General features: G+C 69.4%; 15 protein-coding genes and 2 pseudogenes. 7 read left to right on the top strand and 10 right to left on the bottom strand.

What is annotated here, in order from left to right; all coding sequences use genetic code 11:
• Positions 1-122: 122 nt before the first annotated feature.
• Positions 123-806, top strand: a pseudogene (locus AB0M63_RS00250) (hypothetical protein); the annotation flags it as partial.
• Positions 807-860: 54 nt separating this feature from the next.
• Here AB0M63_RS00250 and lysS read toward each other — a convergent pair.
• Complete coding sequence (gene lysS, locus AB0M63_RS00245) at positions 861-2,603, bottom strand: lysine--tRNA ligase (protein WP_366017839.1); 1,743 nt, start codon at positions 2,601-2,603, stop codon at positions 861-863.
• 156 nt (positions 2,604-2,759) lie between these two features.
• Between lysS and argS the strand changes: the two genes are divergently transcribed.
• Complete coding sequence (gene argS, locus AB0M63_RS00240) at positions 2,760-4,532, top strand: arginine--tRNA ligase (protein WP_355904523.1); 1,773 nt, start codon at positions 2,760-2,762, stop codon at positions 4,530-4,532.
• Between the two features lie 114 nt (positions 4,533-4,646).
• On the opposite strand, the gene AB0M63_RS00235 is transcribed toward argS, so the two are convergent.
• On the bottom strand, positions 4,647-5,084 hold the full coding sequence (locus tag AB0M63_RS00235) for a peptidoglycan-binding protein (RefSeq protein ID WP_366017838.1): 438 nt from the start codon (positions 5,082-5,084) through the stop codon (positions 4,647-4,649).
• 327 nt (positions 5,085-5,411) lie between these two features.
• Between AB0M63_RS00235 and AB0M63_RS00230 the strand changes: the two genes are divergently transcribed.
• Together AB0M63_RS00230 and AB0M63_RS00225 are read left to right on the top strand one after the other, a co-directional pair.
• Entirely contained in the window at positions 5,412-6,158 is a 747-nt protein-coding gene (locus AB0M63_RS00230) for a peptidoglycan-binding protein (RefSeq protein ID WP_366017837.1), read from the top strand.
• A complete protein-coding gene (locus AB0M63_RS00225) occupies positions 6,155-6,958 on the top strand; it encodes a helix-turn-helix domain-containing protein (RefSeq protein WP_366017836.1) in 804 nt (267 codons plus the stop codon). The genes AB0M63_RS00230 and AB0M63_RS00225 overlap by 4 nt, the downstream gene beginning before the upstream one ends.
• 29 nt (positions 6,959-6,987) lie before the next feature.
• On the opposite strand, the gene AB0M63_RS00220 is transcribed toward AB0M63_RS00225, so the two are convergent.
• The 4 genes from AB0M63_RS00220 to AB0M63_RS00205 are packed head-to-tail and all read right to left on the bottom strand — an operon-like array spanning position 6,988 to position 19,413.
• Positions 6,988-7,239 (bottom strand): hypothetical protein, encoded by a 252-nt coding sequence (locus AB0M63_RS00220; protein ID WP_366017835.1) that lies wholly within the window; start codon positions 7,237-7,239, stop codon positions 6,988-6,990.
• Positions 7,236-14,192, bottom strand: coding sequence for a polymorphic toxin-type HINT domain-containing protein (locus AB0M63_RS00215; protein WP_366017834.1), 6,957 nt, complete (start codon positions 14,190-14,192; stop codon positions 7,236-7,238). The genes AB0M63_RS00220 and AB0M63_RS00215 overlap by 4 nt, the downstream gene beginning before the upstream one ends.
• 32 nt (positions 14,193-14,224) lie before the next feature.
• Positions 14,225-17,842 carry a LamG-like jellyroll fold domain-containing protein gene (locus AB0M63_RS00210; protein ID WP_366017833.1) on the bottom strand — a complete coding sequence of 1,206 codons (3,618 nt, stop codon included), beginning with the start codon at positions 17,840-17,842 and terminating at the stop codon, positions 14,225-14,227.
• A gap of 14 nt (positions 17,843-17,856) precedes the next feature.
• Positions 17,857-19,413 (bottom strand): integrin alpha, encoded by a 1,557-nt coding sequence (locus AB0M63_RS00205; protein WP_366017832.1) that lies wholly within the window; start codon positions 19,411-19,413, stop codon positions 17,857-17,859.
• 243 nt (positions 19,414-19,656) lie between these two features.
• On the opposite strand from AB0M63_RS00205, the gene AB0M63_RS00200 reads away from it, so the two are divergent.
• From AB0M63_RS00200 to AB0M63_RS00190, 3 genes are all read left to right on the top strand, one after another.
• Positions 19,657-21,588 (top strand): glycosyltransferase family A protein, encoded by a 1,932-nt coding sequence (locus AB0M63_RS00200; RefSeq protein ID WP_366017831.1) that lies wholly within the window; start codon positions 19,657-19,659, stop codon positions 21,586-21,588.
• A gap of 248 nt (positions 21,589-21,836) precedes the next feature.
• Entirely contained in the window at positions 21,837-22,652 is an 816-nt protein-coding gene (locus AB0M63_RS00195; protein WP_366017830.1) for an SDR family NAD(P)-dependent oxidoreductase, read from the top strand.
• Positions 22,653-22,683: 31 nt separating this feature from the next.
• The gene (locus AB0M63_RS00190) at positions 22,684-23,463 is read left to right on the top strand and encodes an SDR family NAD(P)-dependent oxidoreductase (RefSeq protein WP_366017829.1); all 780 of its coding nucleotides are present in this window, start codon (positions 22,684-22,686) and stop codon (positions 23,461-23,463) included.
• Between the two features lie 13 nt (positions 23,464-23,476).
• Here AB0M63_RS00190 and AB0M63_RS00185 read toward each other — a convergent pair whose 3' ends face one another.
• The 4 genes and pseudogenes from AB0M63_RS00185 to AB0M63_RS00170 all read right to left on the bottom strand — a co-directional run bounded on the left by AB0M63_RS00185 (position 23,477) and on the right by AB0M63_RS00170 (position 25,318).
• Positions 23,477-24,022: a calcium-binding protein gene (locus AB0M63_RS00185; protein WP_366017827.1), complete on the bottom strand. Its 546-nt coding sequence runs from the start codon at positions 24,020-24,022 to the stop codon at positions 23,477-23,479.
• A gap of 228 nt (positions 24,023-24,250) precedes the next feature.
• Positions 24,251-24,424, bottom strand: a complete 174-nt coding sequence (locus AB0M63_RS00180) for a hypothetical protein (protein ID WP_366017825.1) — start codon at positions 24,422-24,424, stop codon at positions 24,251-24,253.
• 103 nt (positions 24,425-24,527) lie between these two features.
• Positions 24,528-24,890, bottom strand: a pseudogene (locus AB0M63_RS00175) (peptidase E); the annotation flags it as partial.
• Positions 24,890-25,318, bottom strand: coding sequence for an ATP-binding protein (locus tag AB0M63_RS00170; RefSeq protein WP_366017823.1), 429 nt, complete (start codon positions 25,316-25,318; stop codon positions 24,890-24,892). The gene AB0M63_RS00170 and the pseudogene AB0M63_RS00175, both read right to left, overlap by 1 nt.
• Between the last annotated feature and the right edge of the window lie 90 nt (positions 25,319-25,408).

Raw genomic sequence — 25,408 nt, 5'->3', positions numbered from 1 at the left:
GGCGGCTTCCAGGAAAGACCGTACTGCTCAAAACTTCAAGGGGCAGTACCGCCTTCAGTGCTACTGAAGGCGGACGGATCGCCATGTCAAAACCTGATCCCGAGGACATACCTGCCTCCGATCCGGTGGAGTCCCTGATGCCCCTGCGACTGGCCCGCTACGGCGTCCCGCTCGCGGAGACCGCCCCCTCGGGTCTCGCGGCGGCGGGCATCGAACCCGTACTGCTGCCGCCCGTCCCGCAGTTGGAGGCGGCGCGCGAGCCGGAACCCGCGCCGCAGCAGAACACGGCGCCCGTCCAGGAACAGCTTCGGGCCCCTGAGCCCGTCGAGCCGCCGGAGCCGGACTACGGCCAGCAGCAGAGTCAGTGGCTCCAGGCACGCGACCCCCAAGCCGTCGAGTACCAGGGCGGCTACGACCCGACGTACGACCCGGATGCCGCCTACCGGCAGTGGTACGCCGAGCAGCAGCAGGCCGATCAGTACGAGGAGCAGCAGCGGTACGAGCAGCAGCCCGCTCCTGAGCCCGAGCCCGAACCCTCGCCGGAGGACACCGGTACCTTCCCGATCCCGTCCGGTCCGGGACGTACCCGTGAGCTGGGTGCGGGCGGTGGCACGGAGCCGACCGAGGACGACTACTACCAGATCTTCAAGAAGTCGATAGACGGTGGCTATCCGAGCGCCGGTCAGTTCCGGGGCGACGTGGAGGCCACCTTCGGCACCATGCTCCCGGCCCGCGAGGCCGACCGCATGGTCAACCGCTTCACGGCCCGCCACACCGAAGAGCTGCAGGAGTACCACAGCGCATAGCGTCACGACATGGGAAAGGGGCCCTCACGCGGAGGGCCCCTTTTTTCGTGCCGCCTACTCCCCGAGCAGGGCCCTGACCCGCTCCTGCCCGACCGCGAGCAGCAGCGTGGGCAGGCGCGGGCCGGTGTCGCGTCCCACCAGCAGGTGGTAGAGGAGCGCGAAGAAGGTCCGCTGAGAGGCCTTGATCTCGGGCGGGAGTTCCTTGGGGGTGGCGTCGGCGGGGAAGCCGGCCTGGACCTTCGGGACGCCGTAGACGAGGTGGGTGAGGCCGTCCAGGGACCAGTGGTCGGCGAGTCCGTCGGTCAGCAGTCGTAGGGACTGCTGGGCGGGCTCGTCGAGGGACTTGAGGAGTTCGGCGTCGGGTTCGTCGCGCACGACGGTCCGCTGGTCGGCGGGGACGTGCGTGTTGATCCAGGCCTCGGCCTTGTCGAGCCGGGGCCGTACGTCGTCGAGGGTGGACAGGGGGTTCGCCGGGTCGAGTTCGCTGAGGATGCGCAGCGTCTGGTCCTCGGCTCCGGCGGTGATGTCGGCGACGGACGCGAGGGTCCGGTACGGCATCGGGCGGGGTGTGCGGGGCAGCTCGCCGTCGGCGGTGCGCACCGCGCGGGAGTGCGCGGCGATGTCGGCCGGGAGGGCGGACCCGTCGGCGACCTTCCCATCCAGCTTGTCCCACTCGTCGTAGAGGCGCTGGATCTCCTGGTCGAAGGCGATCTTGAAGGACTGGTTGGGGCGGCGGCGGGCGTAGAGCCAGCGGAGGATCTGCGGTTCCATGATCTGGAGCGCGTCGGCCGGGGTGGGGACCCCGCCCTTGCTGCTGGACATCTTGGCCATGCCGCTGATGCCGACGAAGGCGTACATGGGGCCGATGGGACGCTCGCCGCCGAAGATCCCGACGATCTGCCCGCCGACCTGGAAGGACGATCCCGGGGACGAGTGGTCGACACCGCTCGGCTCGAAGACGACGCCCTCGTAGGCCCAGCGCATCGGCCAGTCGACCTTCCAGACCAGCTTGCCGCGGTTGAACTCGCTCAGCCGGACGGTCTCGGTGAAGCCGCAGGCGTCGCAGGTGTACGACAGCTCGGTGGTGTCGTCGTCGTACGCGGTGACTGTGGTGAGGTCCTTGCCGCAGTCGCCGCAGTAGGGCTTGTACGGGAAGTAGCCGGCAGTGCCGGAGCTGCCGTCGTCCTCCTCGGCCGCGCCGGACCCTTCCTCGGCCTCCAGCTCGGCCGCGTCGAGGGGCTTCTGCTGCTGCTTCTTTGCCGGGGCCTTCTTGGTGCGGTACTGGTCGAGGATCGCGTCGATGTCGCCGCGGTGCTTCATGGCGTGCAGGATCTGCTCGCGGTACACCCCGGAGGTGTACTGCGCGGTCTGGCTGATCCCGTCGAACTCCACGCCCAGCTCGGCGAGCGAGGCGATCATCGCGGCCTTGAAGTGCTCCGCCCAGTTCGGGTACGACGATCCGGCCGGGGCCGGTACCGAGGTCAGCGGCTTGCCGATGTGCTCGGCCCAGCTCGCGTCGATGCCCTCGACGCCGTTCGGCACCTTGCGGTAGCGGTCGTAGTCGTCCCACGAGATGAGGTGCCGAACCTCGTGCCCGCGGCGGCGGATCTCGTCGGCGACGAGGTGCGGGGTCATGACCTCGCGCAGGTTGCCGAGGTGGATGGGGCCCGAGGGGGACAACCCGGACGCGACGACGACGGGTTTGCCCGGGGCTCGGCGCTCCGACTCCTCGATGACCTCATCCGCGAAACGGGAGACCCAGTCGGTGGTCTCGGTGCTCTGAGCCACGATCGGCACGTCCTCTTTTTCTGACAGTTCTGCACGGGCAGTCGGTACGGTCGCACGACTGACGTTTCATTCTCCCAGACGGCGACCGGCCGAAGAAAACCGCTTTACCCTCCGTGGGATACTGGTGGGGTATATCCATCCCCACGAGGAAACGGCTCCCACCCCATGGCCCCGGTCACGTCCCTCACCGATCTCGTCCACCAGCGCCTCTCCGACGCCCTCGCCTCCGCTCTCCCGGAGGCCGACGGAGTCGACCCGCTGCTGCGACGTAGCGACCGGGCGGACTTCCAGGCGAACGGCATCCTCGCCCTCGCGAAGAAGGCCAAGGCGAATCCGCGGGAGCTGGCGACGCAGGTCGTGGCGCAGGTGGTCGCCGGTGAGGTGATCAAGGACATCGAGGTCTCCGGGCCCGGCTTCCTGAACATCACGATCAGCGACAGGGCGATCACCGAGACCCTGGCCGCGCGCTACGCCGACGACACGGACCGCCTCGGTGTGCCGCTCGCCCCGCACCCTGGCACGACGGTCATCGACTACGCGCAGCCGAACGTGGCGAAGGAGATGCACGTCGGTCATCTGCGGTCCGCGGTGATCGGTGACGCGCTGGTCCAACTCCTGGAGTTCACCGGCGAGTCGGTGGTCCGGCGGCACCACATCGGCGACTGGGGCACCCAGTTCGGCATGCTCATCCAGTATCTGGACGAGCACCCGGGCGAGTTGGACCACGGCGACGCGGAGATCACCGGCGAGGAGGCGATGTCGAACCTCGACCGGCTCTACAAGGCGGCGCGCAAACTCTTCGACTCCGACGAGGAGTTCAAGACGCGGGCCCGGCGCCGGGTGGTCGACCTCCAGGCGGGTGAGCCGAAGACGCTGGCGGCCTGGCAGAAGTTCGTCGACGAGTCGAAGATCTACTTCTTCTCCGTGTTCGAGAAGCTGGACATGGAGATCCGGGACGCGGACATCGTCGGCGAGTCGGGTTACAACGACATGCTGGACGAGACGTGCCGGCTCCTTGAGGAGTCCGGGGTCGCGGAGATCTCGGACGGCGCGCTGTGCGTGTTCTTCGACGACATCAAGGGCCCGGACGGCAACCGGGTCCCGCTGATCGTCCGCAAGTCCGACGGCGGCTACGGCTACGCGGCGACGGATCTGTCCGCGATCAGGGACCGTGTCTTCAACCTCAAGGCGACCTCGCTCCTGTATGTGGTCGACGTCCGCCAGGCCCTGCACTTCAAGATGGTCTTCGAGACCGCGCGGCGGGCCGGCTGGCTCAACGACGACGTGACGGCGTACCAGTTGGCGTTCGGCACGATCCTCGGCAAGGACGGCAAGCCGTTCAAGACGCGTGAGGGTGTGTCGGTGAAGCTGGAGGACCTCCTCGACGAGGCGGTCCAGCGCGCCACCGCGGTCGTCCGGGACAAGGCCGAGAAGGTGGGCCTCACCGAGCAGGAGATCGTCGACAACGGCCGGTACGTCGGCATCGGCGCGGTGAAGTACGCCGACCTGTCCACGTCCGCCGTACGGGACTACAAGTTCGACCTGGACCAGATGGTCTCGCTCAACGGCGACACGTCGGTGTACCTCCAGTACGCGTACGCCCGTATCCAGTCCATCCTCCGCAAGGCGGGCGAGGCCCGGCCGTCGGCCCACCCGGAGCTGGAACTGGCCCCGGCGGAGCGGGCGTTGGGCCTGCACCTGGACCAGTTCAGCGAGGTGGTGGCGGAGGCCGCGAAGGAGTACGCCCCGCACAAGCTGACGGCGTACCTGTACCAACTGGCGTCCACGCTCACGACGTTCTACGACCAGTGCCATGTGCTGTCGCCGGACAACTCGCCGGAGGTCGTGGAGAACCGGCTGTTCCTGGTGGACCTGACGGCCCGCACCCTGCACCGGGGGATGGCGCTGCTGGGCATCAGGACGCCCGGGAAGCTCTGAGGGTTCCCGCGGGTATCGATCGACGCGTGTGGCCCGTCCTCTCCCCCGGGAGGACGGGCCACACGCATGAACAGCGGTTGTTTCAGGTGCCGTTGGTGTCAGATGCCGTTGGTGTCAGATGCCGTTGGCGAAGTTCTTGAACGCGGCCTTGGTGCCGGAGCCGGCGTCGCCGTCGATCGCGCCGGTGTAGCCCCAGTTCTGCAGCAGCCGCTGGAGCGCCTTGATGGTGTTGACGCCGGGGTCGCCGTCGATCGCGCCGGTGTAACCCCAGTAGGTCTGGAGGTTGCGCTGGAACGCCTTCCAGCTGTTCGGGCCGAGCTGCCCGTCGATGGTGTCGGTGTAACCCCAGTACGTGTGCAGCCAGTTCTGCACCTTCTTGGCCTCGGCGGTGGACAGGCCGAAGTTCTGCACCGCTTGAATCGAGACGGCGGACGCCTGTACGGAGGCGGCCGGCGCGGCGAAGCCGGGGGCGGCGAAGGCGATGCCTCCGGCCGCGATTCCGGCGACGGCGGTGAGGCTGACGAGGGTCCTGGCCACGACATTCGGTCGCATGCGTTCCTCTTTCGGATAGTCGATCGGCGTGCTGTGCTCGTGCTGCCGTCGTGCTGTCGTCGTGCTGGAACGAGACTGCGGTCCGCCCGGGGTACCCCGCCACAAGTGGCGCTCAACTGACGTCCCGGCGGGACGCCACCACCGCTGACCTGCGGGGACTCCGTCAGCCGGGACGACGGGACGGGACGGGGTACGGCCCGTCGTGGACCATGGCCGATTCCCTTCACGCGCTGGAACCGAATGGCCGTGCGAGGAGGTGTCAGTGATGCAGAATGCGACGCGGCAGGGACCGCTGACCACGGTCCCCGAGCGCGAGCTGGGGGGAACATGTCGCGTTGGAAAGTGCTGCCCGCGGAACTTGATCCGCGCGTCCGGCAGTTGGTGGTGCGCCTGCGCCGGCTGAAGGACCACAGCGGCCTGAGCATCCGCCAGACGGCAGCGAGAACCGGATACAGCCCGAAGTCCTGGGAACGCTACTTCGGCGGCACCTCACTGCCACCCGGCGAGGCGGTGGAGGCCCTCGCCCGGATCTGCGGCGAGGACCCGACCCGGCTCCTGGCGCTGCGCGAGGTCGCGGCGGAGGGGTGGACGACGGTACGGCGCCCGGAGCCCCTGCCACCTGAGCCGGCCAGGCAGCCGCACGGCGGGCGGGCGTTGCGGGTCGCCCTCGTCGCGGGCTCGGTGACCCTGGTGCTGGCGGTCTCGTCGGCGGTCCTGCTGACGATACGGCTGATGGACCACTCCAACAGCGGTGCCACGAACCGGACTTCGGCCCCGCTCGCAGAACCGACGCCGACGCCGACGTCGCCGTACACCTGCCGGGTGCAGCGGAGCGACGGTCGCTGGTACGCGGGCAACAGCCGTACCCGGCAGGTGAATCTGGCCGTGGGCAGCGCCGGTCCGGATGTGGCCGAGGCGCAGTGTCTGCTGCGCAGGGCGGGGATCTCGCCGGGCGGCATCGACGGGATGTTCGGTCCGCTGACGGAACACGCGGTCAAGGAGTTCCAGCGGCGGTCCGGGCTCGTCGTGGACGGCATGGTCGGACCGCACACCTGGAAGGCCCTGAGGGGATGAGCCAACTGGCCGCCGCGATGCGGGAGTTGCGAGCAGCCACCGGCCTGAGCCTGGCGGCCCTCGCCACGAAGACGCCGTACAGCAAGTCGTCCTGGGAGCGCTATCTCAACGGCAGGACGCTGCCCCCGAGGGAGGCGGTGCGGGAGCTGTGCCGGCTCGCGGGGGAGCCGGAGGGGCGGTGCGTCGCGCTGTGGGAGATCGCGGAGGCGGCGGGGAGCGGGCGGGCGGAGACGAGGGGGCAAGGGGAGGCGACGCCGCCCTCGGCCTCCTCCCCCACACCGTCGGTGCCGGAACCCCGGGGTGTGGCGGCCCTGGCGGTCCTCGCGTCCGTCTGCGCGGTCGCCGTGAGCGCGGTGGTCGTCGCACTGCTCCTGCTCCCCGACTCCGGCTCGTCCGACCCCCTCTCCCCGACGGCCGCCACCACGGCCACCCCGTCCGCCCCCGGCTGCCACGGCCCGACCTGCGCGAACCGCAGCCCGATGGCGATGCACTGCGCGGCCCAGCCGGACACCCTCGCCCAGCACCGGATGGCGACCGGGGCGTGGATGGAGTTACGGCACAGCAAGGTGTGCGGCACGACCTGGGCCCGCACCTGGGGCGGCCGCGTCGGCGACCGCATCGAACTGAGCGTGCCGGGGCGGGCGGGTTCGGTGCAGGGGGCGGAGGTGAGCAACGCGGTGGACGCGGAGTCGTACGTCTACACGCTGATGGCTGTGACGGGGCCGGGGACGGTGGTGCGGGCGTGCCTCCGGCCGGCGGGGGGTGGGAGGGAGCAGTGCTTCGAGGGGCGGGTGCAGTGACTGTCGGCAACACCCGCCCCTCACTCCCGTCAGGAGCTGTTCGCTGTACCGCTGGAGAGCTGCGCCATCTCCTTCGCGTACGCGATCGCTTCGAGAACGACATTCGCGTCAGCCTCGATCGACATCGGAAGGAGATACAGCTCATCAGGGGCGTCGACGCGGATCTCGCAGACACACTCTCCGCTGTCCATTGACCGGCATTCCACGTAGTCGGCGTCTTCGTGAATGCTGGCCACCCGGAACAACCGATATCGACGCCCTGCGATCTCTACGATCTTCATCCGAGGAACCCTTCAAAGGTGAGCCCACCGCCGCGCATGCTCCAGCGTGCACCGTAACTGCCGCTCGGATGCCAGATGTCCCGGACAGTGCCCCCGTAGTGAGCCGAGGCGGAACCCACGGTATCCACACTCCCTGGATTGGTCAGCAATTCGAGAACCATGTCGTCACCCATCTCGGTCCGCTCCGCGTCCGAACCAAGGGTCGGGAACTTGCTTGCGTGACTCGCGCCTCGGCTGGGGTCGGCGTGCTTCTGCAACGCGCGTCCCGCATTGCTCTGACCGCGAGCGATTTTCCCGGTGCGTGTGTCGATCTTGGCCTTCTTGTAAGGGCCGGTCGCCGCGGCACCCAGCTCATCGAGTGACGCGTTTGCGCAGTTGTGAACAAGGACCGGCGTAGCCCCCGCCACCACGTAGTACGTATGCAGCTCACCAACAGTGAGGTTGTGAACCGTCGCCGTCGGAGCCGTCCAGCGCTTCACGGCCGCGATCTGGACGCGCGTCCCCGACCCGGTGCTCAGCCACTCCCCCGAGTGAAGGTCCGTGGCGTTGAGCCACTCGCCCAGCTCCGGTACCCAGAAGGGGTGCTGGTCGGTCGCCGTCACCGAGGACGTCTTCGAGCCCTGCTTGCCGTCGATGTCGACGGTGACCTTGACCAGGTGCTTCAGGCCGACGCCCTTGATCTCGGCGGTGACCTTCTCGGGCTTGGTCTTGCCCGTTTCCGGATCGGTCGCCAGGACCTCGTCGCCGATCTTGACGTCCTTGATGGCCTTGGTCGTGCCGTCCGCCATCAGGACCTTGGTATCGGCGGTGAAGCTGTTCGGTTTCTCGCAGGACTCGGCGATCTTGGCGAGCCGGCTCGCTTCCTTGCGGCTCTTGCGCCAGTCGTTGAAGTCGTCGAGGAGCTTCTTGCCGAGGCCCCAGATCCGCTTGCCGAGCTTCTCCGCCTTGGCCCACTTCCAGGGAGCCGCGTACTTCTTGGCGAGTTTGGCCAGTGGGCCGCCGCCGAGGAACGAACCGACGACGTTGAGCGCCGTGTTGCCGCAGGCCGCCAGGTTGCCGGTCGTGAAGCAGTCCAGCGCGTCCGTGATGCCCAGCTCGTCCGCGGCGATCTTGCCGAGTTCCTTGGCGATCGCGATCGCCCGCTGCTTGGCGGAGTCCGCCTTCTCCTGGGCCGCGTTCGCCTGCGCGCGGGCCGGTGTGGAGGAGGTGGTGTTTCCGCCGCCTCCCGAACCGCCGCTGTCCCGCGTGTCGACCGCGCCCCGGTGCGTCGAGGGACCCGGGCCGCACTCGTTCCAGCCGCCCACGCAGTCGGCCAGGCGCAGGCCCGACGCGTCGTTGTGGGAGACCGGGCTGTTGTTGGCGTAGGCGTAGCCGTTGATCTGCTGCGGGTCGGTGTAGTCGACCACCGGGTCCGCGGAGATGAAGCGGCCGGTGTCCGAGTCGTACTCCCGCGCCCCCAGGGTCGTCAGGCCGGTCGACGCCTCCATCGTGCCGCCGACGAAGCCCTTGTCGTTGACCCAAGCCGAGCCCGACGACGTGGAGTTGTCGCGCTCGTTGCCGAACGCGTCCATGCGGCGGCGGGTCGTCGAACCCGTCTTCGCGTCGACCGCGAGCTGTGCCGTGCCCTGGTTGTCGGAGGCGAGGAAGTGGACGCCGTCCGCTTCGCGCATCGCGACCGTGGTGCCGGCGAAGGTGTAGTAGCGGGTGGCCGTGACCTTGGCCGTGGACTTGTCGTAGTGGAGTTCCGTGCCGGGGAGGTAGAAGGTCTTCTCGTCCGGGGTGTCCCGGAGGAGACGGGCGCCCGACGCGTCGTACTTGTATGTCGTGACCGTCGCGTCGGCGTTCGTGACCGTGGTCAGCTCGCCCTGCTTGTCCCAGGCCAGCGACTGGGTGTCGCCGTCCAGGACGCGCGCGGTGGTGTTGCCCGAGGCGTCGTACTTGTACGAGTCCTGGGAGGTGATCTGCGGGGTCGTGGCCGTCGCGTCGGTCTTCTGCGTCACCGACGAGACCGTGTGCGGGCCCGAGTCCGTGCCGTTCGGGCCGGAGCCGTCGCCGTAGACATAGGAACGGGTCGCTGTCGCCGCGCCGTTCAGGCCGTGGCGGACCTCGCTCTTGCGGTTGCCGATCGAGTCGTAGCCGTAGTCCGTCCAGTACGGGGCCGCGCCGCCGACTGTCGACGTCGTCGCGCCCGTCGCGCAGGACGCGTCCGTGCTGCCGGTGCCCTTCGCGTCGTTCGAGGCGACCGAGGACGTCCAGGCCGAGGAGACCCGGCCGAGGCCGTCGTACGAGAAGCACTGGATGTCGGACGTGCCGCCGGTCGGGGTGTCGGCGATCGAGAGGATGTCGCCCGCGTCGTCGTACGTGTACGCGGCGTCGTAGGCGACGCTCGACGCGCCTTCCACGTCCACCCGTGAGTTGGTCAGCCGGTCGCTGCCCGCCTCGTAGGTGTTGGTGATCCAGGTCTTCTTGGACGTGGACTCGCCTGTGTACAGCTCCAGTTGCTCCAGGTTGGAGGTCGGGGAGTACGACGCGTCCGTTACGTAACTCAGGCCGCCGAGGGAGGAGTTGAGGCCTACCGGGCGCTGGAGGTCGTCGTAGACGTTGGCGACCGCCTCGGCCGACAGGTCGCCGGCCGCCGGGAGGCCCTGGCTCTGGACCGTGCCGTCGCGGTTGTACTGGGTGGTGAACTCGTAGGTCCCGCCCAGTTGCGGCTCGGCCGTCTTGGACAGGTAGTACTTGGTGGAGAGGGGCTCGTAGTCGTTGTCGGGGTCGAGGGTCGGGTAGGTGACCGACGAGTAGACCGCGCCGTCCTTGTAGGTGTAGACGCCGTACAGCTCGCCCTTGTAGGCCGTGTCGTACTTCGACACCGAGAGCTTGGTGCCCGTGGTCGCCTCGCCCTGCCAGGTGGAGACCGCTCGGCCCAACTCGTCGTAGAGAGTTGAGGTCTTGTCGCCGTTCACCGTGACCGACGTCTGGCGGTCCAACGCGTCGTACGTGTATGAGGACGCGCCCGCGTCCGGGTCCGTCGCCGTCTGCTTCCGGCCCAACTGGTCATAGGTGTAGGCCCAGTTGTTGCCCTCATCGTCGGTGACCCGGGTCAGCAGGCCCGCCTTGTTGTAGCCGTAGGACGTGGTGACCGCGTCGGCGCCCGCGGGGTACTGGACCTGGGACGTCGTGCGGTCCCGGGCGTCGGTCACCACGGTCGTCTTCACGCCGCCCTGTGGCGGGGTGGTCGTGACGCGGTCGCCGCCGTAGGCGTACGACGTGCGGTACTGCTCGGTGCCCTGGACCTTGAAGACGGTGGCCGTGGTGCGGCCCGCGCCGTCGTACTCGGTGACGGTCTGGGCGTCGAGGTCGGCGTCCTTCGGGTCGAAGAGCGTCGAGGAGGGGGCGCCGGTCGTGTAGTAGGTGTCGTTGACCTGGACCACGCGGCCCGAGCCGTCGTAGAGCGTGTCGGCGACCATGCGGCCGCCGCCCTCGCCCTCGGTCTGGTCCTGACGGGGCCTCAACCAGCCGTCGTACAGGGACCATTCACTGCCGTACGTCGTCCCGTCGTTGTCGATCTTCTGGGTGTGGACGGCGGTCGGGCCGTCGTCGCCGCGGATCAGGTACTCGTACTTGAGGGACGGGGTGAAGTTCGAGGCCTTCGGGCGGTCCGGGAGCCACACCGACACCAGGCGGCCGAGACCGTCGTAGGCGAGGTCGGTGCGCAGGCCGTTCTGGTCGGTCTTGGCGCTCGGCTGGCCCCAGGCGGGGGTGTACTCCGTGGAGGTCGTCCAGCCGTCGATGTTGGTGACCGTCGACTTGGTGGCCAGGCCGTAGGTGTCGGTGTAGGCGGTGGAGGACGTGTACTGCGTCGACGAGGACGCCGTGTCCGCGTCCTTCACCACCAGCGGGCGGCCGTAGTCGTCGTAGGTCGTCACGGCGGTCGTCTGGTAGGTGGCCGTCGTGCCGCTGTACGACGACAGCCGCTTGGTCGACGTGATGTCGCCCTTGGTGGGGGCGGCGCCGAGCGTCGTCGAGCCGTCGTAGTAGGTGAGGTTGTCGGAGATGACGTCCTTGGTGCGGTCGGGAGTCGAGGCGCAGTCGACGCCCACCGTCTCCACGCGCGAGAGGAGCGAGTAGATGTGCGCGCTCGCGCTGTCCGCGTACTCGTTGCGGGTGCACTGGTTGTCGGCGACGCCGACCTCGCCGTCGTCGTCGACCGTCATCTCGCGGCCGGTCGAACCGTCGTACGTGGTCGTGGACTTGGTGTGCCGCCAGCCGCCCACCGCGAGCGCGGTGTAGGTGTCGGTGGAGCCAGCCGCGACGTAACGGGCCTTGTACGTCGCCCAGTCCTGGGTCTCCGTCGCGGTCACCGCGGTCCACGGCACCGTCACCGACTTCTCGGTCACCGCGGAGCCGTTGTAGGTGAGCGTCTCCAGCTCCTGGCCGGCCTTCCAGTCGGAGTCGTCGTAGGAGACGCCGTTGGAATCGGTGACCGTCGCCGAGCGGGCGTCGCCGTCCTTGTCGACGTCACCGTCGAGACCGCGGAAGAAGACGTGCTCGGTCTTGGTGTTGGCGGGGTCGTTGCTGCCGTCGGAGGTGGCGACCTGGACCCGGCCGTAGCCGCGCCAGTCGCTCCAGGTGCGGTACTCGGACTTGGTGATGCCGTCGGCCGGTGTCTTCCGCCAGCCCGCGTCGCCGAGGTAGCTGTAGGAGGTGATCTGGTCGGCGTTCTGGCCGGTCAGGTCGGTCTGGACGACGGAGGCGACCACGTACTTGTGGAACCAGTCGGTGATCGGGTCGGTGGCGCCCGGCGGGTTCCACTTCACCGGGAAGCACCGCTTGGTGGAGGAGTCCTCCGCCGGGACGGTGCTCGCAGTGCACTGGTTGTCGGCGTAGTTGACGCTGAGCGCGCCGCCCGACTCGTTGACCACGCCGGAGAGGCGGAAGCGGTAGAAGGGCTGGAGGTTGTCGCCCGACTCGTCGACCCGGTTGGGGAGTTGGGTGCCGTACAGCTCGACGGAGGGGACCGAGGCGTCGGTGCCGACCTTGCCGGTGTGGTCGATCCTGTTCAGCCACAGCGACTTGGACGCGTCGCCGTTGTCGGTGAAGACGTGGCCGAGGCTCCACACGTCGACCGGGGTGTAGGTCGCGTCACCGGTGCGGATCTGCGTGGTGATCTTCGTGAGCTGCTTGCGGGTCCAGAAGGTGGGCGAGTTCTGCCCGGGGCACTTGGTGGCCGCCTTGCAGTTCTGGTCCCAGGGGACGTCCGGCCAGTCGGCGGCCGTGGAGTCCGTGAGGGCGTCCGCGGAACAGTCTGTCAGCGAGCCGACGCAGCGCTCGGCGGTGGTGAAGACGACCTGCGCGGCCGGCTTGGTGGAGTACGCCTTGCCGTCGCGCTGGCCGTAGTCGATGCGCTTGAGGTAGCCGCCGCGGATGTAGGCCTTGCCGTTCTCGGTGGTCTTCAGGCCCTGCGTGTAGTAGTTGGTCTCCGTGCCGTAGAAGTACGACATGGCGTTGCCGTGCGGGTCGACGACGTAGTCGAGGTTCCAGCGCCAGGCCTGGGTGCAGTAGGCGTCGGCGAAGGTGGCGTTGTAGCAGGGCTCACCGGAGTCGTCGCCGTAGACGGGGGCGGTCCAGGTGGAGTTGGTCTCCTCGTTGCCGCTCGCGTAGCCGGTGAGGTGGTTGAGGCCGAAGTAGTACTGAGTGCCGTCGCCGGTGGTGACCTTCCAGTACTCGCCGTTGTTGTCGCCGTTGGTGGCGCCGGTCAGATGCTCGACCTTGGAGTTGTCGTCGGAGCTGATCCGCCACGCGCCGGTGGTGTCGTCCTTGACGAGCCGGCCGGAGGACCCGCCGGTGAGGGAGAGCGTGGCGTTGTCGAACGCCCAGCACTGGTCGCCGTTGGTGTCGTCGTGGCCGTCCTCGGAGCAGCCCTTGTAGCTGCGCTCGATGTAGCCGGGTTCGTAGGAGAAGCCCTGGCCGACCCAGGAGCCCTGGTTGTTGGTGGTCGCCGTCTGCCCGTCTATGGACTGGGAGTTGTAGCTCAGGCCGACCGTCGGCTGCATGCCGCCGGGGACCGGCGGGACGGCCATCGGGTACGACCAGGTGAAGGCGCCCGAGCTGGCGTCGACGCCCCACTGGGAGGACTGCGCCAGGCTGGTGGCCTTGTAGTCGCCGCCGTCGCCGCTGCTGCCGGCGGTGGCCGCGACGACGGTGGCCGAGGAGGTGGCGGTGTCCGCCGTGAGCAGTTGGGTGGAGGGGCCGGAGGTGTCACCGGCCGCCTGCACGGTCGCGGTCAGGGTCTGCCCTGCCGTGTCGTTCGTCGACCTCAGGTAGGTCGGGGTCGAGCAGGCCTTCTTCTCCGGGGTCGTCAGGACGCACGCCGGGTAGGTGGCCAGTTGCAGCCGGGAGCTGTAGTCACCGCCGAAGGCGTCGGCGAAGTCCGAGTAGTCCAGGGAGACTTGGGCCGGTCCGGCGGCGGTGGCGCCGTCGGTGCGGGCGACGGTGAAGAGCACGCCGTCGACACCGGCCGCCTCGGTGGCCTTGCGGCCGAGGACCTGGACGCGGACGGAGTCCGCGCCCTTCGTACCGCCGACCGCTTTCGCGGTGAGCGGCAGCCCGGCGGCCTTGACCGCCTTGCCCGTCTTGCTCGTCTTGCTCGTCTTGCTCGTGAGGTCGACCTCGGCGCTGCCGGCCGTGGGCCAGTGCGCCTTGGCCGTCTTCTTCACGGCGGCCTTCTTGGCCTGGTCGGTCTTCTTGAAGGTCTTGGCGGTGGCGTTCTTGCCGCTCACCGGTGCGTCGAGGTCGGTCTGCGTCTTGGGCCGGGTCAGACCGGTGTCGGCGGTGGCCGAGGGGGCGTACTGCGGGAGCAGCCCGATGGACAACGCCAGTCCGAGGACCAGCGCGGCCCGTCGGCGACCGCTCCGCCAGGCCGGTCTCGCGGACCGGTACCAGGGAGACTGGGACATCAACTCTCCTAGTTGATAAGGGGAACGGCCGCTCAGGCCGAGGTCTCGTCGATGCTGGAACCGCCCGGCAGACCGGCGACCAGCGCCACCAGCGAGGCGTCCAACGGACCCTGGTACATGCGCACTTCGTCCATGGCACCGGAGAAGTACTCGCCCGCCGCCGTGCCGGTCAGCGCCCGGCCGACCTGGAGGCTGGTCGTGCTGAAGTCCCAGGTGTTGTCCCAGGAGGCGTCGACGGCGGCGACGCCGTTGACGTACAGCAGCACATCGCCGAAGACCGCGTTGTAGACCAGTGCGAGGTGGTCGCCGTCGCCCGTGGAACTCGGTGCGTCGCCGCTGTCGAGCAGGGTGGTGGTCACCGGTGCGGCCGAGTCGCCGTCGGTCACCACGAGCTGCCAACGGGCCTGGGACGCCGAGTACTTGACCTTGATCGCGCTGCCCTTGGCGCCGGACAGCGACAGCACCGTCTCGTCCGTCGTCGGGTTCGCCGAGGCGAGCCGGGCACGGGCGGTGAGGGTGAAGCTGTCCTGAGCGGTGAGCGGTCCGGTGGCCGCGCGGGTGGCGTAGGCGTCGGTGCCGTTCAGCACCAGGTGCCCGTCGCCCCACAGGGGTTCGGCGGGAGGCAGACAGTCCGGGTCCGCCTCGGGGTCGCAGGAATCGTCCGGTACGTAGATGGAGGCGCCGCCGCCGAGGGTGAGCCCGGTGCCGCCCGACGTCTCCGGGGAGACTCCGCCGGTGGCCGAGTCGAGCTGCCAGTAGGCGAGTTGGTGCGGCTGGATGCCGCCGAGCTCCTGGCCCTCGGTGGGCGGGATGACCCGGTCGTGCAGCTTGACGTCGGCGACGCTGCCCTTGAGCTGGTTGGTGTAGCCGTCGAGGGCGAGCTTGCGGCCGATCTGCACACCGCCGGTGGCGCTCCACGTGGTGTGGCGGGCCTGCACGTCGTCGGCGACGAGGACGCCGTTGACGTAGAGCATCATCTTGCCGAGTTCGGCGTCGTACACCCCGATGAGGTGGGTCCAGCTGCCGGCGACGGCCGCCGCGCCGGAGACCTTCCAGGTGCCGAGCGACTCCATGTCGCTGACGGGGATGCGGAAGGTCCAGGACGCGGTGTCGACGTCGTAGCCGAGTTCGAATCCGGGCTGCGCGGTGCCGTCCTGGCTGACGACGGTGACGTTCTCGGTGGGCAGCGTGGGCAGCATGACCCAGGCGCTCACGGAGAAGGTCTTGCCGGTGTCGACGCCGGCCGTGCCCGAGTCCAGGTAGGCGTTCTCGGTGCCGTCGAAGGAGGCGGCGGTGTCGGTGGAACCGAGGGGGCCCTCGACGCCGAAGGTCACTCCGGAACCCGCGGTCGCGTCCGGGGTGTCGCTGCTGCCGGCCGCCTTGGTGGCGCCCTTGGCGTCGCCGAGGGTCCAGGCGGCGACGGGCGCGCGGCCGTCACTGACCAGGAAGACGTACGCGGTCGGTGTCCTCTGCGCGTTGCCCGCGCCGTCCACGGCGGTGACGTGCAGGGCGTACGAGCCCTCGCTCGGCGGCATCCAGCGGACGGTCGCCGGACCGCCGGTGGACTCGGCGGGCACCGTCTTCTTCGTGTTGTCGGCCTGCGGGCCGGTGAAGTAGTACGTGTAGCTCGCCACGTCGGTGGTCGGCGAGTCCATGGTGAAGTCGCCGTAGTCGCCGACGCCGGTGTGCCAGGCGTCGTCGTCCGGGTACGCGGCCGAGGTGATCACGGCCGAGTCGGGCTTGCCGGTGTCGAAGATGAACTCGCAGCGGGTCTGGGTCCCGTCGGTCGACCAGGCGCCGTAGGACTGCTGGTCGTAGCCGCGCACCGCCCACGCGATGGTGGTGTTGCTCTGCGGGATCGTGAAGCCGGCCTCGCCGTCGCCCGACAGATCGTCGCCGATGGTGTAGGAGAAGGTGGCCTGTCCGGTCTGGCCGTCCTTGCTCGCGTCGACCGTGGTCTTCTTGGCGGTGGTCGCGTAGTGGACGACCTCGTCACCCGCCGAGTTGGTCCACCAGACCTTGAACTGGGCTTGCAGGGTCTCGCTGTTGGAGCCGGTGTCGCCGTGGTCGTAGTCCTTGATGACCGCGTACGCCTTCGGGGCCCGGGTGACGTAGTGCTCGGTGGCCTTGCCGTACTCGCAGCTGTCGCCGGGGTTCATGGTCAGGGAGTCCTGGTCCGGCTCCAGCGGGGGCCGGTTGTACTTCACCGAGAGGTAGGCGTTGCCGCAGAACCGCTTCCAGTACGAGGTGTCCGACTCACTGGCGGCCTTCAGCCGGAAGGTGGTGGTGCCCCAGCCCTTGTCGGAGGCGGTCTGCACGGTGCTCGTCGCGTCGAAGCGGACGTTCTGGTTGGTGGAGGTGCACGAACCGGCGTTGTCCGTGGGCGACTTGGCGTCGACGGTGGCCTTCGAGGACGGCTGGTTCGACCAGTTCGTCGCGGAGCTGATCGCGCTCGCGCCGGTGCTGTTGACCCGGGCGAGCTGCACCTCCCGGGCGGCGGAGCTGTAGGTGAACACCTGCGTCACCGCGAACTCGGCGTCGATGATGTCCTTGCCCTCGAAGGTGCCGGTCGGGACCGCGAAGAACTGCCGCTTGACGTCGGTGGCACTGGCGCAGCGGACCGACACGTCGGAGGGGCACCGGCCCACGCCCTCGTCGTCGTCGAACTTCCAGAACTCCGCGGAGGAGTTGGCCGAGGACACCATGGTCCAACTGCTGCGGCTGGCGGTCTTGACCACCGGGTCGATGTAGACCGGGTAGACGGTGTCCTTGTCGGTGAGCAGGCTCTGGTCGGGGGTCAGCGTGACGGCGTCCGGGCTGACGTCGACGCCGACGTCGGCGACCTGGGCGCCCTCGGGAGGCGTCTGGGTGCTCTCCTCGGCGGCCGGCGTCTGTGCGGTGCCGTGGCTGGAGTCCCACATCACCGGCTGCGGTGCCTCGAAGACCGCGCCGCCCGCGCCGGGGTCGGTGGCGGTGAGGCCGCCGTCGGTGTCCTCGGCGAGGGTCACCGAGTCGGTGTCGACGGGGAGTTGGAGCTTCGCCAGCTCCGGGTCGGCCGCCGCCTTCGCGGTCTTGACGACCAGCACGTGCGAGAAGCCCTCGGCGCTGGCGGTGACCTTGAGGTCGACGCCGTCCAGGACGTCCGGGTAGGTGGCGGTCGAGCCGTCGGTCTTCGGCTCGGGCAGTTTCGCCGGCCAGTCCAGGGACAGCGCGTGGCCGTCCTTCTGGATCGTGGCGAAGGTGGTGTCACCGCCGCCGGAGAAGGACATCGCGGTGAGCGCGGCCTTCGGCGCGAGGGTGCCGTTCTTCCGCCGGACCAGGGTGGTGTCGATGTCCGTCCACTTGCCGTCGATCCGGGTGCGGACGGGCTGGACGTACTGCTTGGTGGTGAAGGTGCCGTCCGGGTTGGCGACGGTGGTGCTGCGTTCGTCGCGCAGGCTCATGATCTCGACGGCCTTGCCGGACTTCGCGGCCTTGGTGCGGGCGGCGGACGGCGAGAGGGACGAGGTACTCGACGTGCCGCTCGCGTCGGCCGCCGACGTCCGCTCGGCGGCGGGGGTGGGGGCGGCCGTCAGGCCGGGGGTCAGCAAGGCCGCGATGGTGGCGGCCGCGATCAGGGGGCGGTGACCGGATCTGGTACGGGTGTTCATCGTGGTGCGCTTTCTCATCGGATCGCCCCGAGTGCCGTGTCCGCGTCGGGCAGACCGTTCACGCCCGGCTGGTAGGTGGTGGTGCCGACGCTCGTGGTGCCGTCGACGTCGGTCCAGCGCGTGACGTAGAGGACGCCCTTGGAGGTGTCCGATGCCTTGCTGTAGGGCACGCCCACATAGAGGTTGGTGCTGCCGGCCGAGAGCGAGATGCCCGTGTAGTCCCGGGCCGTGGCCGTGCCGGGCAGCCCGGAGCCACGGGTGAGCACCTTGTCGGCGGTGCCCATGCCGGCGTCGAGCGGCCGGTAGATGTGGATGTCGCCCGCGTCCTTGACGGTGGCCGTGTCCTTGCCGGGCTCGCCGACGGCGAGGCGGACGTTGGCCGAGACGGTCACGACGGTGGTGTCGGTGTTGGCGATCGCCACCCGCTGGCCCATGAAGTCACCGGCGACCGCGTCGCCCTCGGCGTCGGTCGCGTTGCCGTCCGCCGCGTTGACCTGGGTAAAGGCGCCGGACGGCTGGACGCGTACGACCGTGACGCCGCCCGCGTCGGCCAGCGTCCCGACGTCCTCGCCCGGCATGCCGATGGCGAGCAGCACATCGGAGTTGTACGTCTGGTCGCTCGGCCGGTAGCCGGTCATGGAGACCGAGGTGCCGAAGCCGTCACCGGCCTCCGCCGTGCCGGAGATCCCGGTGCTGTTCTGGTCCAGGCCCAGGAGTGGCGTGGGCATGCCACTTGAGAGGGTGTGGCTGAAGACCGCGACCCCGCCGGCGAACTCCTCGGTGCCGATGGCCTCACCCGGGCTGCCGACCGCGAAGTAGCGGTTGGTCCCGGCCAGCGAGTAGCCGAACTTGTCGTTCGTCTCGACATCGCCGGGCACTCCCGGATCCTTCTCGCTGATGCCGATCGTGGTGGTGCCCTGGCGGTACTCGATGCAGCCCGCGTCGCCGTAGGTGGTGCTGCCCACGGTCACGTTCTCGCCGGGAACCCCGATGACCAGATACGGCGTGCCGCTCGCGTTCGCGCCCGCCTCCACGGCGTAGCCGAACCAGTCGTACGCCTCGGTGGAGCTGCTGGAGTCGAAGCCGGCCTGCGTGTATCCCTCGATCGTGGAGCCCGCGCCGATACCGGTGGGCGTGCCGTGGATCACGTAGACCGCTCCGGCGTCGACGAGGTTCACCCCGTCCTTCACGACGTCCTCGGTCGGCGTTCCCACCACCAGGTCGGTGCAGCCGTCGCCGTCGGCGTCGTAGGTGTCGTAGGAGGCCCCGAAGCCGTCACCGGCCTCCGGTGTCGCGGGCATCCCGGCGGTTGCCTGGGATATCTCGGACACCCCCTTGCCACCCCCGAGGACCACCCGCACCAGCCCGGCCTTCTTGGCACCGCTGACCGTGGCGTCCGGGTCCGCGAGGACCGTGTCGGTCACTCCGTCGCCGTTGAAGTCGTTCGCCGTCCCCGCCGTGCACGTGGCCGCCACCGCCGGTGGCGATGCCACGGTCACGACCCCCATAGCGGCCAGGAACAGCCCGGCCAGACCGGCCAGCCCCCCGGCCAGATGCGTACGTGTACGCACACCCCACCCCTTGTCGACCTTCCGGGCGCGCCAAAGTAAGGCGACCCTGTGAATGACGTAAGAGGAGACTAAATACGAGTCAAATAAAGGCCGTCAAGGTCATTCCGGAAACCGGCTGTACATAGCAACCACACAGACTGTGACCATCTGCGCCTCCGGGGCGAAAGCCGCACGCCTCACATCTCACGGCAAGCCAGTAAGCGTCAGTTCACCGCGCTTTCACCGCCAGGTAAGGTCCGTGGAATGCCGAGAGTCAAAGTCAGCGTCATCGTCCCCGTCTACAACACCGGGAAGTACGTCGACGAGTGCGCGCCGTCACTGCTGGGGCAGAGCCTCCCGGCCGACGAGTACGAGGTCATCTACGTCGACGACGGCTCGACGGACGACACGCTGAGCCGCCTGGAGAAGATCGCGGACGGCCACCCGAACGTCCAGGTCCACACCCAGCCCAACTCGGGCTGGCCCGGCGCACCCCGCAACCTCGGCATGCGGCACGCCAAGGGTGAGTACATCCAGTTCGTCGACCACGACGACACGCTCGGGCCGGAGGCCCTGGAGCGGCTGTACGACCACGCCAAGCGCAACGACGCGGACGTCGTCCTCGGCAAGATGTCCAGCACGATGGTGCGGCCCCGGCGGCTGTTCAGGCACACGGTGGACGCCTGCACGATCGAGAACGACGAGCTGACACAGAGCATGTCGCCGCACAAGATGTTCCGCCGCGCGTTCGTCGAGGAGCACGGGCTCCGCTTCCCCGAGGGGCCCTGGATCCTGGAGGACCTGGCCTTCGTCAGCGCCGCCTACCTCAAGGCGGAGCGCATCTCGATCCTCGCCGACTACCCCGTCTACTACTGGATGAAGCGGGACGACGGCGGCAACAACACCCAGCACCGCTTCAACCCGCGCCACGGCTTCTGGCCCAACACCCGCACGATCGTCCGCCAGATCAAGGACGGCACGCCCGCGTCCGACGACATCGACGCGCTCCAGAACCGCCTCCTCCACCGCCTCTACCACGTGGAGATCCTCTCCCGCACCCGTGAGCCCGAGATCCTCCGCGAGGACCCGGCCGAGCAGCGGCAGCGTTTCGAGGCGGCGCGGGAGGTGGCGGTCGAGGAGTTCCCGCCGGCCGTACGGGAGGGCCTCCCCGCCGTGTCCCGACTGCGCGCCGAGCTGCTGGAAGCAGGCGACTTCGACGGCGCGGTCACCCTCGCCGAGCGCGTCCGCGAGGTGAAGGCCCGCAGCACGGTCGGCGACCTGCGCTGGGAGGACGGCCTCCTGACCGCCGACGTCACCCTCGACCTCCTGCGCGGCGACGGCGAACCGCTCGTCCTCGTCGAGCGGGACGGAAAGCGGTGGCTGGACCCGGAGTTGGTCGCCGGAGTGCCGGGCACCGAGGACGGCTGGGAGGTCCCCGACCCGTTCCGGCTGGCGTACGCGGAACTGGTCGTCAAGGACCGGGACCGCGAGGACTGGTGGTATCCGGAAGGCGACCTGGAGGTGCGGCTGAAGCCTCTGGGCGACGGTCGTTCGCAGGTGATCGCTTCCGGCCGACTGCGCCTCGACCCCGAACGGCTCGCGGGCGGGCGGCCGTTGGAGCGCGGGGTGCACGACGTGTGGGCGTACGTCCAACTGCTGGGCGTGGACCGGATGGTGCGGGTGACGAGCGGGACCGGCACCGACGCTCCGGCCGCCGGCCCGGCGCTGACCGGCGGCCGGCTCGCCCTGCCGTACTGGACGATCAAGGGCCAACTCGCCCTGGATGTGGACCAACGGCAGCGGAAGCTGGGACCGGACACGGCTGCGGCCGCCGCGGCGAACGCCGGGCGCGGCACACGCTCCCTCCCGCTGCCGTACATCGCGGCGACACCGGCCACCGCCCCGGCCCGCATGAAGGTCACCGTGGCGACCCTCTCCGTCCAGGCCGACCTCCTCCCCACCCCCGAGGGTTCGACCGCCTACCTCCGCCTCCCCACCAGCCTGAAGCTCCCCTCCGGCCGCCACCCGGTCGCCCTCCCCAAGACCACCAACCCCCTCGCCTACGCCGTCGTCCGCGACGGCACGCTGCTGCGCGTGGAGGGCCCGGCATACGAGGCCGGTGCGGGGCGGCGCCTGCTCGACTCGGTCGCGGACAACCGGCAAGTGCGGCGGGTGCGGCGGAAGTTGGGCCGCTAGGACTTGTCCCGGAGTTCCGGGTTCGGCTCACTGAAGAGGAGCCGCGCCTCGCTCACCCCAACTCCCTTCTTCCGCCCGGGCAAGCTGACGTCCGGCTGACAGCGACGTGACCAGGCCCGCGAACTCAGGCCACTTACCGCGCCGATTGAGCCGACTGTGCCACGTGTCAACTCAGCCGATTGCCTTGATCCCGCGGAACGCGATTCACTGCGCGAACCGCGTGTGAACGCCGAGGCAGGAGCGACGAGTTGAGAACCGGACTGGACGGCCGTGCGGTCGTGGTCACCGGTGGTGGCGCCAACATCGGCCGCGCTACGGCGTTGGCGTTCGCGGCGGAGAGCGCCCGGGTGGCGATCGTGGGACGCGACGAGCGGCAGGGTACGCGGGTCCGCGAGCTGCTCCTGGAGAGCGGGGCCGCCGACGCCTACTGGCATCGCGCCGACGTCACCGACCGGGCGCAGGTCGCCGGGATGACGGACGCCGTGCTGCGGCGGTTCGGCGCGATCGACGTGCTGGTCAACAACGTCGGCGGCAACACCGGGCTCGACACGTTCGCGGAGTCCGAACCGGCCGCGTGGGAACGGGACATCGCCCTCAACCTCACGACCACCCTCAACTGCACGCACGCGGTCCTGCCCGGAATGATCGAGCGCCGCGACGGCCGGATCGTGAACATCGGCTCCACGGCGGGCATCATCGGCGACCCGCTGATGGCGGTGTACTCGGCGACGAAGGGCGCGGTGCACACGTTCACCAAGGTCCTTGCCAAGGAAGTGGGTTCGTACGGCATCACGGTCAACGCCGTCGCCCCGTACGGCACTCTCCCCGAGGACCCGGAGCACGACGTCAGCGCGGGAAGTCGTTGGCACCCCGACGGGCTGTTCGCGAGGCTGATGGACACCCGCGCGGAGGAGATGCGTTCGGTCGGCCGCCGTACCCTCCTGGAACGCCGTACCGCCCGCCCCGACGAGGTCGCGGCGGCGGCCGTCTATCTCGCCTCGGAACCCGCCGCCTTCATCACCGGACAGGTGCTGTCGGTCGACGGCGGAACCCAGATCGCCTGAAGAGCCAGGCAGTGACAAGGAGTTGGCGTTGATGGATGACTTCCTGCGGCAGTACGGTCCGGTGGCCGTGGTCACCGGAGCCTCCTCTGGGATCGGCCGCTCGTTCGCAACGGAACTGGCCGGTCGCGGACTTGACCTCGTCCTCGTGGCCCGCCGTCACGACCGCCTCAAGGAACTCGCCGACACCCTGCGCGCCGCCCACGGCGTCGAGGTCACCGTCGTGCCCGCCGACCTCGCGGACCCGGCGGCGGCCGGGGAGATCCTGGACGCGGTGTCGGGGCTCGACGTCGGCCTGTTGGTGAGCAACGCCGGGTTCGGGGTCAAGGGCCCCTTCGAGGAAGGCGATTCAGCGACCCTCTCCTCCATGCTCATGGTCAACTGCCAGGCCCCGACCCAGCTCGCGCACGGCCTCGCCCCGCGCCTGAAGCGGCGCGGGCGCGGAGGCGTGATCTTCACCAGCTCGGTGGAGGGCCTGATCGGATGCCCGTACTCGGCGGGCTACTCGGCCACGAAGGCGTACGTCGTCGCCCTCGGGGAGGCCCTGTGGGCGGAGTTCGCCCCGAGCGGCGTCGACGTCCTGACCCTCTGCCCGGGCGCCACCGACACCGAGGCCCCTCGCAACCAGGGCATCGACCCCGCGACCCTCCACGACCTGATGTCCCCGGACGACGTCGCCCGCGCGGCCCTCGACAATCTGCGCAACGGGCCCACCCACATCCCCAGCGACCACTACCGGGGCCTGTTCGACACGTTGCTCGCGATGCCGCGCGGCGAGGCACTCACCGCGATGGCGCGCCAGACGGGGAAGTGAGCGGACAAGCCCTTCAGTCCTGGAGGACGACGTTCGTGCCCGTGCCGCCCGACAGCTTGTCCCGGCCCGGGCCGCCGTACAGCTTGTCGTTGCCCGCGTCGCCGGAGATCACGTCGTCGCCGCCGTTGCCGTACAGGGTGTCGTTGCCGTCGTTGCCGTAGATGATGTCGTCGCCGAGGCCGCCGTAGACGGTGCCGTTGTCAGGGCCCGCGTACACGCTGCTGTCGGCGCCGTCGGCGTAGACCGTGTCGTCGCCCGTGAAGATGTACGCGTCGGAGCGGGCGCCGAGGTGGACGGTGTCGTTGCCGTCGTCGCCGAAGACGATGGCGTCGGTGCCGACCGTGATGGTGTCGTCGGCGGCCTTGTCGTTGCCCGAACCCAGCATCAGCAAGGCCGAGTTGGCGGCCTGGCCGGTGGCGTTGTCGTAGGTGATGCTGTCGTTGCCGTCGCCGAGGGAGACCCCGAGGACGGCGTACGAGGAGCCGCCCGACGCACCGGACCGCGTGCAGGAGATCTTGGTGACATCGACGCCGTTGGCCGAACTCGCCTTGATACCCACCTTGTTGATCTGACCGGCCGCCGCCTTGTACAGGATCCGTCGTCGACCGTCCTCTCCACGGTCGCCGGTGCGGTCGCGGCGTTCGCGGTGACGGGCAGGGCGACCGACGCGGCCACCGCGGTGCCGATGAAGCGTGAAGCATGGGTTTCCGACCACCCCGAGTCACCAGTGGGGAGTATGGGCGGTTGTGCTCGCGCTTGCGGAGTTCATGGTTCCGTGGGGCACTGTTCAGCGGCGTCGCGCGCCCGCTCGATCGCCCTTCGTCACGGCCGGGTTGAACAGCTTCCAGCGCCCTTCGGAGACGACCTCGGCGACGCCGTCGGTCACCTTGATGGCGGTCTGAGCGTCGATGGCGTACGCCGGACCGTCCGTCCCGGCGGCCCACCGTTCCGCCTCGGCCATGGTGTTCTCCGGGCAGCCCGGGCTGTCGACGTGCGGGTTCGCCGATGCGGGGCGTCAGCGCCATGCTTCCGGCACTGAGCCCCACGTAGACCGTGTCGCGCAGCGACGGGAGGAGGTCGGCCAGTCCGGACTCCCGCATCCAGTGGCACAGATACAGCGCGTCGCCGCCGTTCACCAGCAGCGCGTCCGCCTCTCGGACCCAGGAGACCCAGCGTTCCCTGTCGATGCCGGGCAGCGCGGTGAGCTCCAGCACACCCACCGATCTCCACCCCAACCCGGTCATGGGACTGGGGGACTGCCCGCTGATGAAACGCCACGGCCCACCCGGATCGCCGTACGGACCCCCGTACCCCGCCGTGGGAATGCACAGCGCGTCGGCCTCGTCGATCGGCTTGCCCAGAAGATCGACCAGCGCCGCCAGAATGCTCGCGTTCTTGACACCTGAGTCGGTGAGGAGAAGCTTCATCACGCCTTCAGCCATGGGTGTGTTCGATGTGTCAGGGCGCCCTCGCACCCGAACTCGGCCCACACCACCTTGCCCAACTCCCGCTCCCCGACCCCCCACTTGTCGGACAGCGCCGCTACGAGCAGCAACCCGCGCCCACCCTCGTCCGTGTCCTCGGGATGCGCGTCCACTCGCGGAACACCACCCCCGCTGTCATGCACCTCGACCCGTACCATCCGGCCGTCGTACCGCAGCACCACCCGGAACTGCCGCCCGGCCGGCACCCCGTGCACCAGCGCGTTGGTCGCCAACTCGCTGACGCACAGCAGCACATCACCGCCGCGCTCGGCCTCGGCGAGTCCGCACTCCACGAGGAACGCGTGCGCGAAGTGCCGGGCGGCGGGTACGGACCGGCGTTCGCGCCGGAAGAACTTCTGACTCAGGTTCACGGGACAAGAGTTGCGTAGCGTCACTAGTGTTGACAGGGCGTGAGCCCCGTGCGTGATTTTGTACGGGCGGAGTACGGGTTGGCGCAGTGT

This window comes from Streptomyces sp. NPDC051576 (assembly GCF_040681835.1).
In the GTDB taxonomy this organism is placed as follows: Bacteria; Actinomycetota; Actinomycetes; order Streptomycetales; family Streptomycetaceae; genus Streptomyces.
Note: the sequence above shows the minus strand (reverse complement) of the source record. Positions and strands in the feature narration are given on the sequence as shown.

Excerpts from the sequence above, each read along its gene's own strand:
- AB0M63_RS00215 (WP_366017834.1), bottom strand. The coding sequence starts at position 14,192 with ATGTCCCAGTCTCCCTGGTACCGGTCCGCGAGACCGGCCTGGCGGAGC.
- AB0M63_RS00220 (WP_366017835.1), bottom strand. The coding sequence starts at position 7,239 with ATGAAGATCGTAGAGATCGCAGGGCGTCGATATCGGTTGTTCCGGGTG.
- AB0M63_RS00200 (WP_366017831.1), top strand. The coding sequence starts at position 19,657 with ATGCCGAGAGTCAAAGTCAGCGTCATCGTCCCCGTCTACAACACCGGG.
- AB0M63_RS00210 (WP_366017833.1), bottom strand. The coding sequence starts at position 17,842 with ATGAACACCCGTACCAGATCCGGTCACCGCCCCCTGATCGCGGCCGCC.
- AB0M63_RS00180 (WP_366017825.1), bottom strand. The coding sequence starts at position 24,424 with ATGGCCGAGGCGGAACGGTGGGCCGCCGGGACGGACGGTCCGGCGTAC.
- AB0M63_RS00230 (WP_366017837.1), top strand. The coding sequence starts at position 5,412 with ATGTCGCGTTGGAAAGTGCTGCCCGCGGAACTTGATCCGCGCGTCCGG.
- AB0M63_RS00190 (WP_366017829.1), top strand. The coding sequence starts at position 22,684 with ATGGATGACTTCCTGCGGCAGTACGGTCCGGTGGCCGTGGTCACCGGA.
- AB0M63_RS00235 (WP_366017838.1), bottom strand. The coding sequence starts at position 5,084 with ATGCGACCGAATGTCGTGGCCAGGACCCTCGTCAGCCTCACCGCCGTC.
- AB0M63_RS00225 (WP_366017836.1), top strand. The coding sequence starts at position 6,155 with ATGAGCCAACTGGCCGCCGCGATGCGGGAGTTGCGAGCAGCCACCGGC.
- argS (WP_355904523.1), top strand. The coding sequence starts at position 2,760 with ATGGCCCCGGTCACGTCCCTCACCGATCTCGTCCACCAGCGCCTCTCC.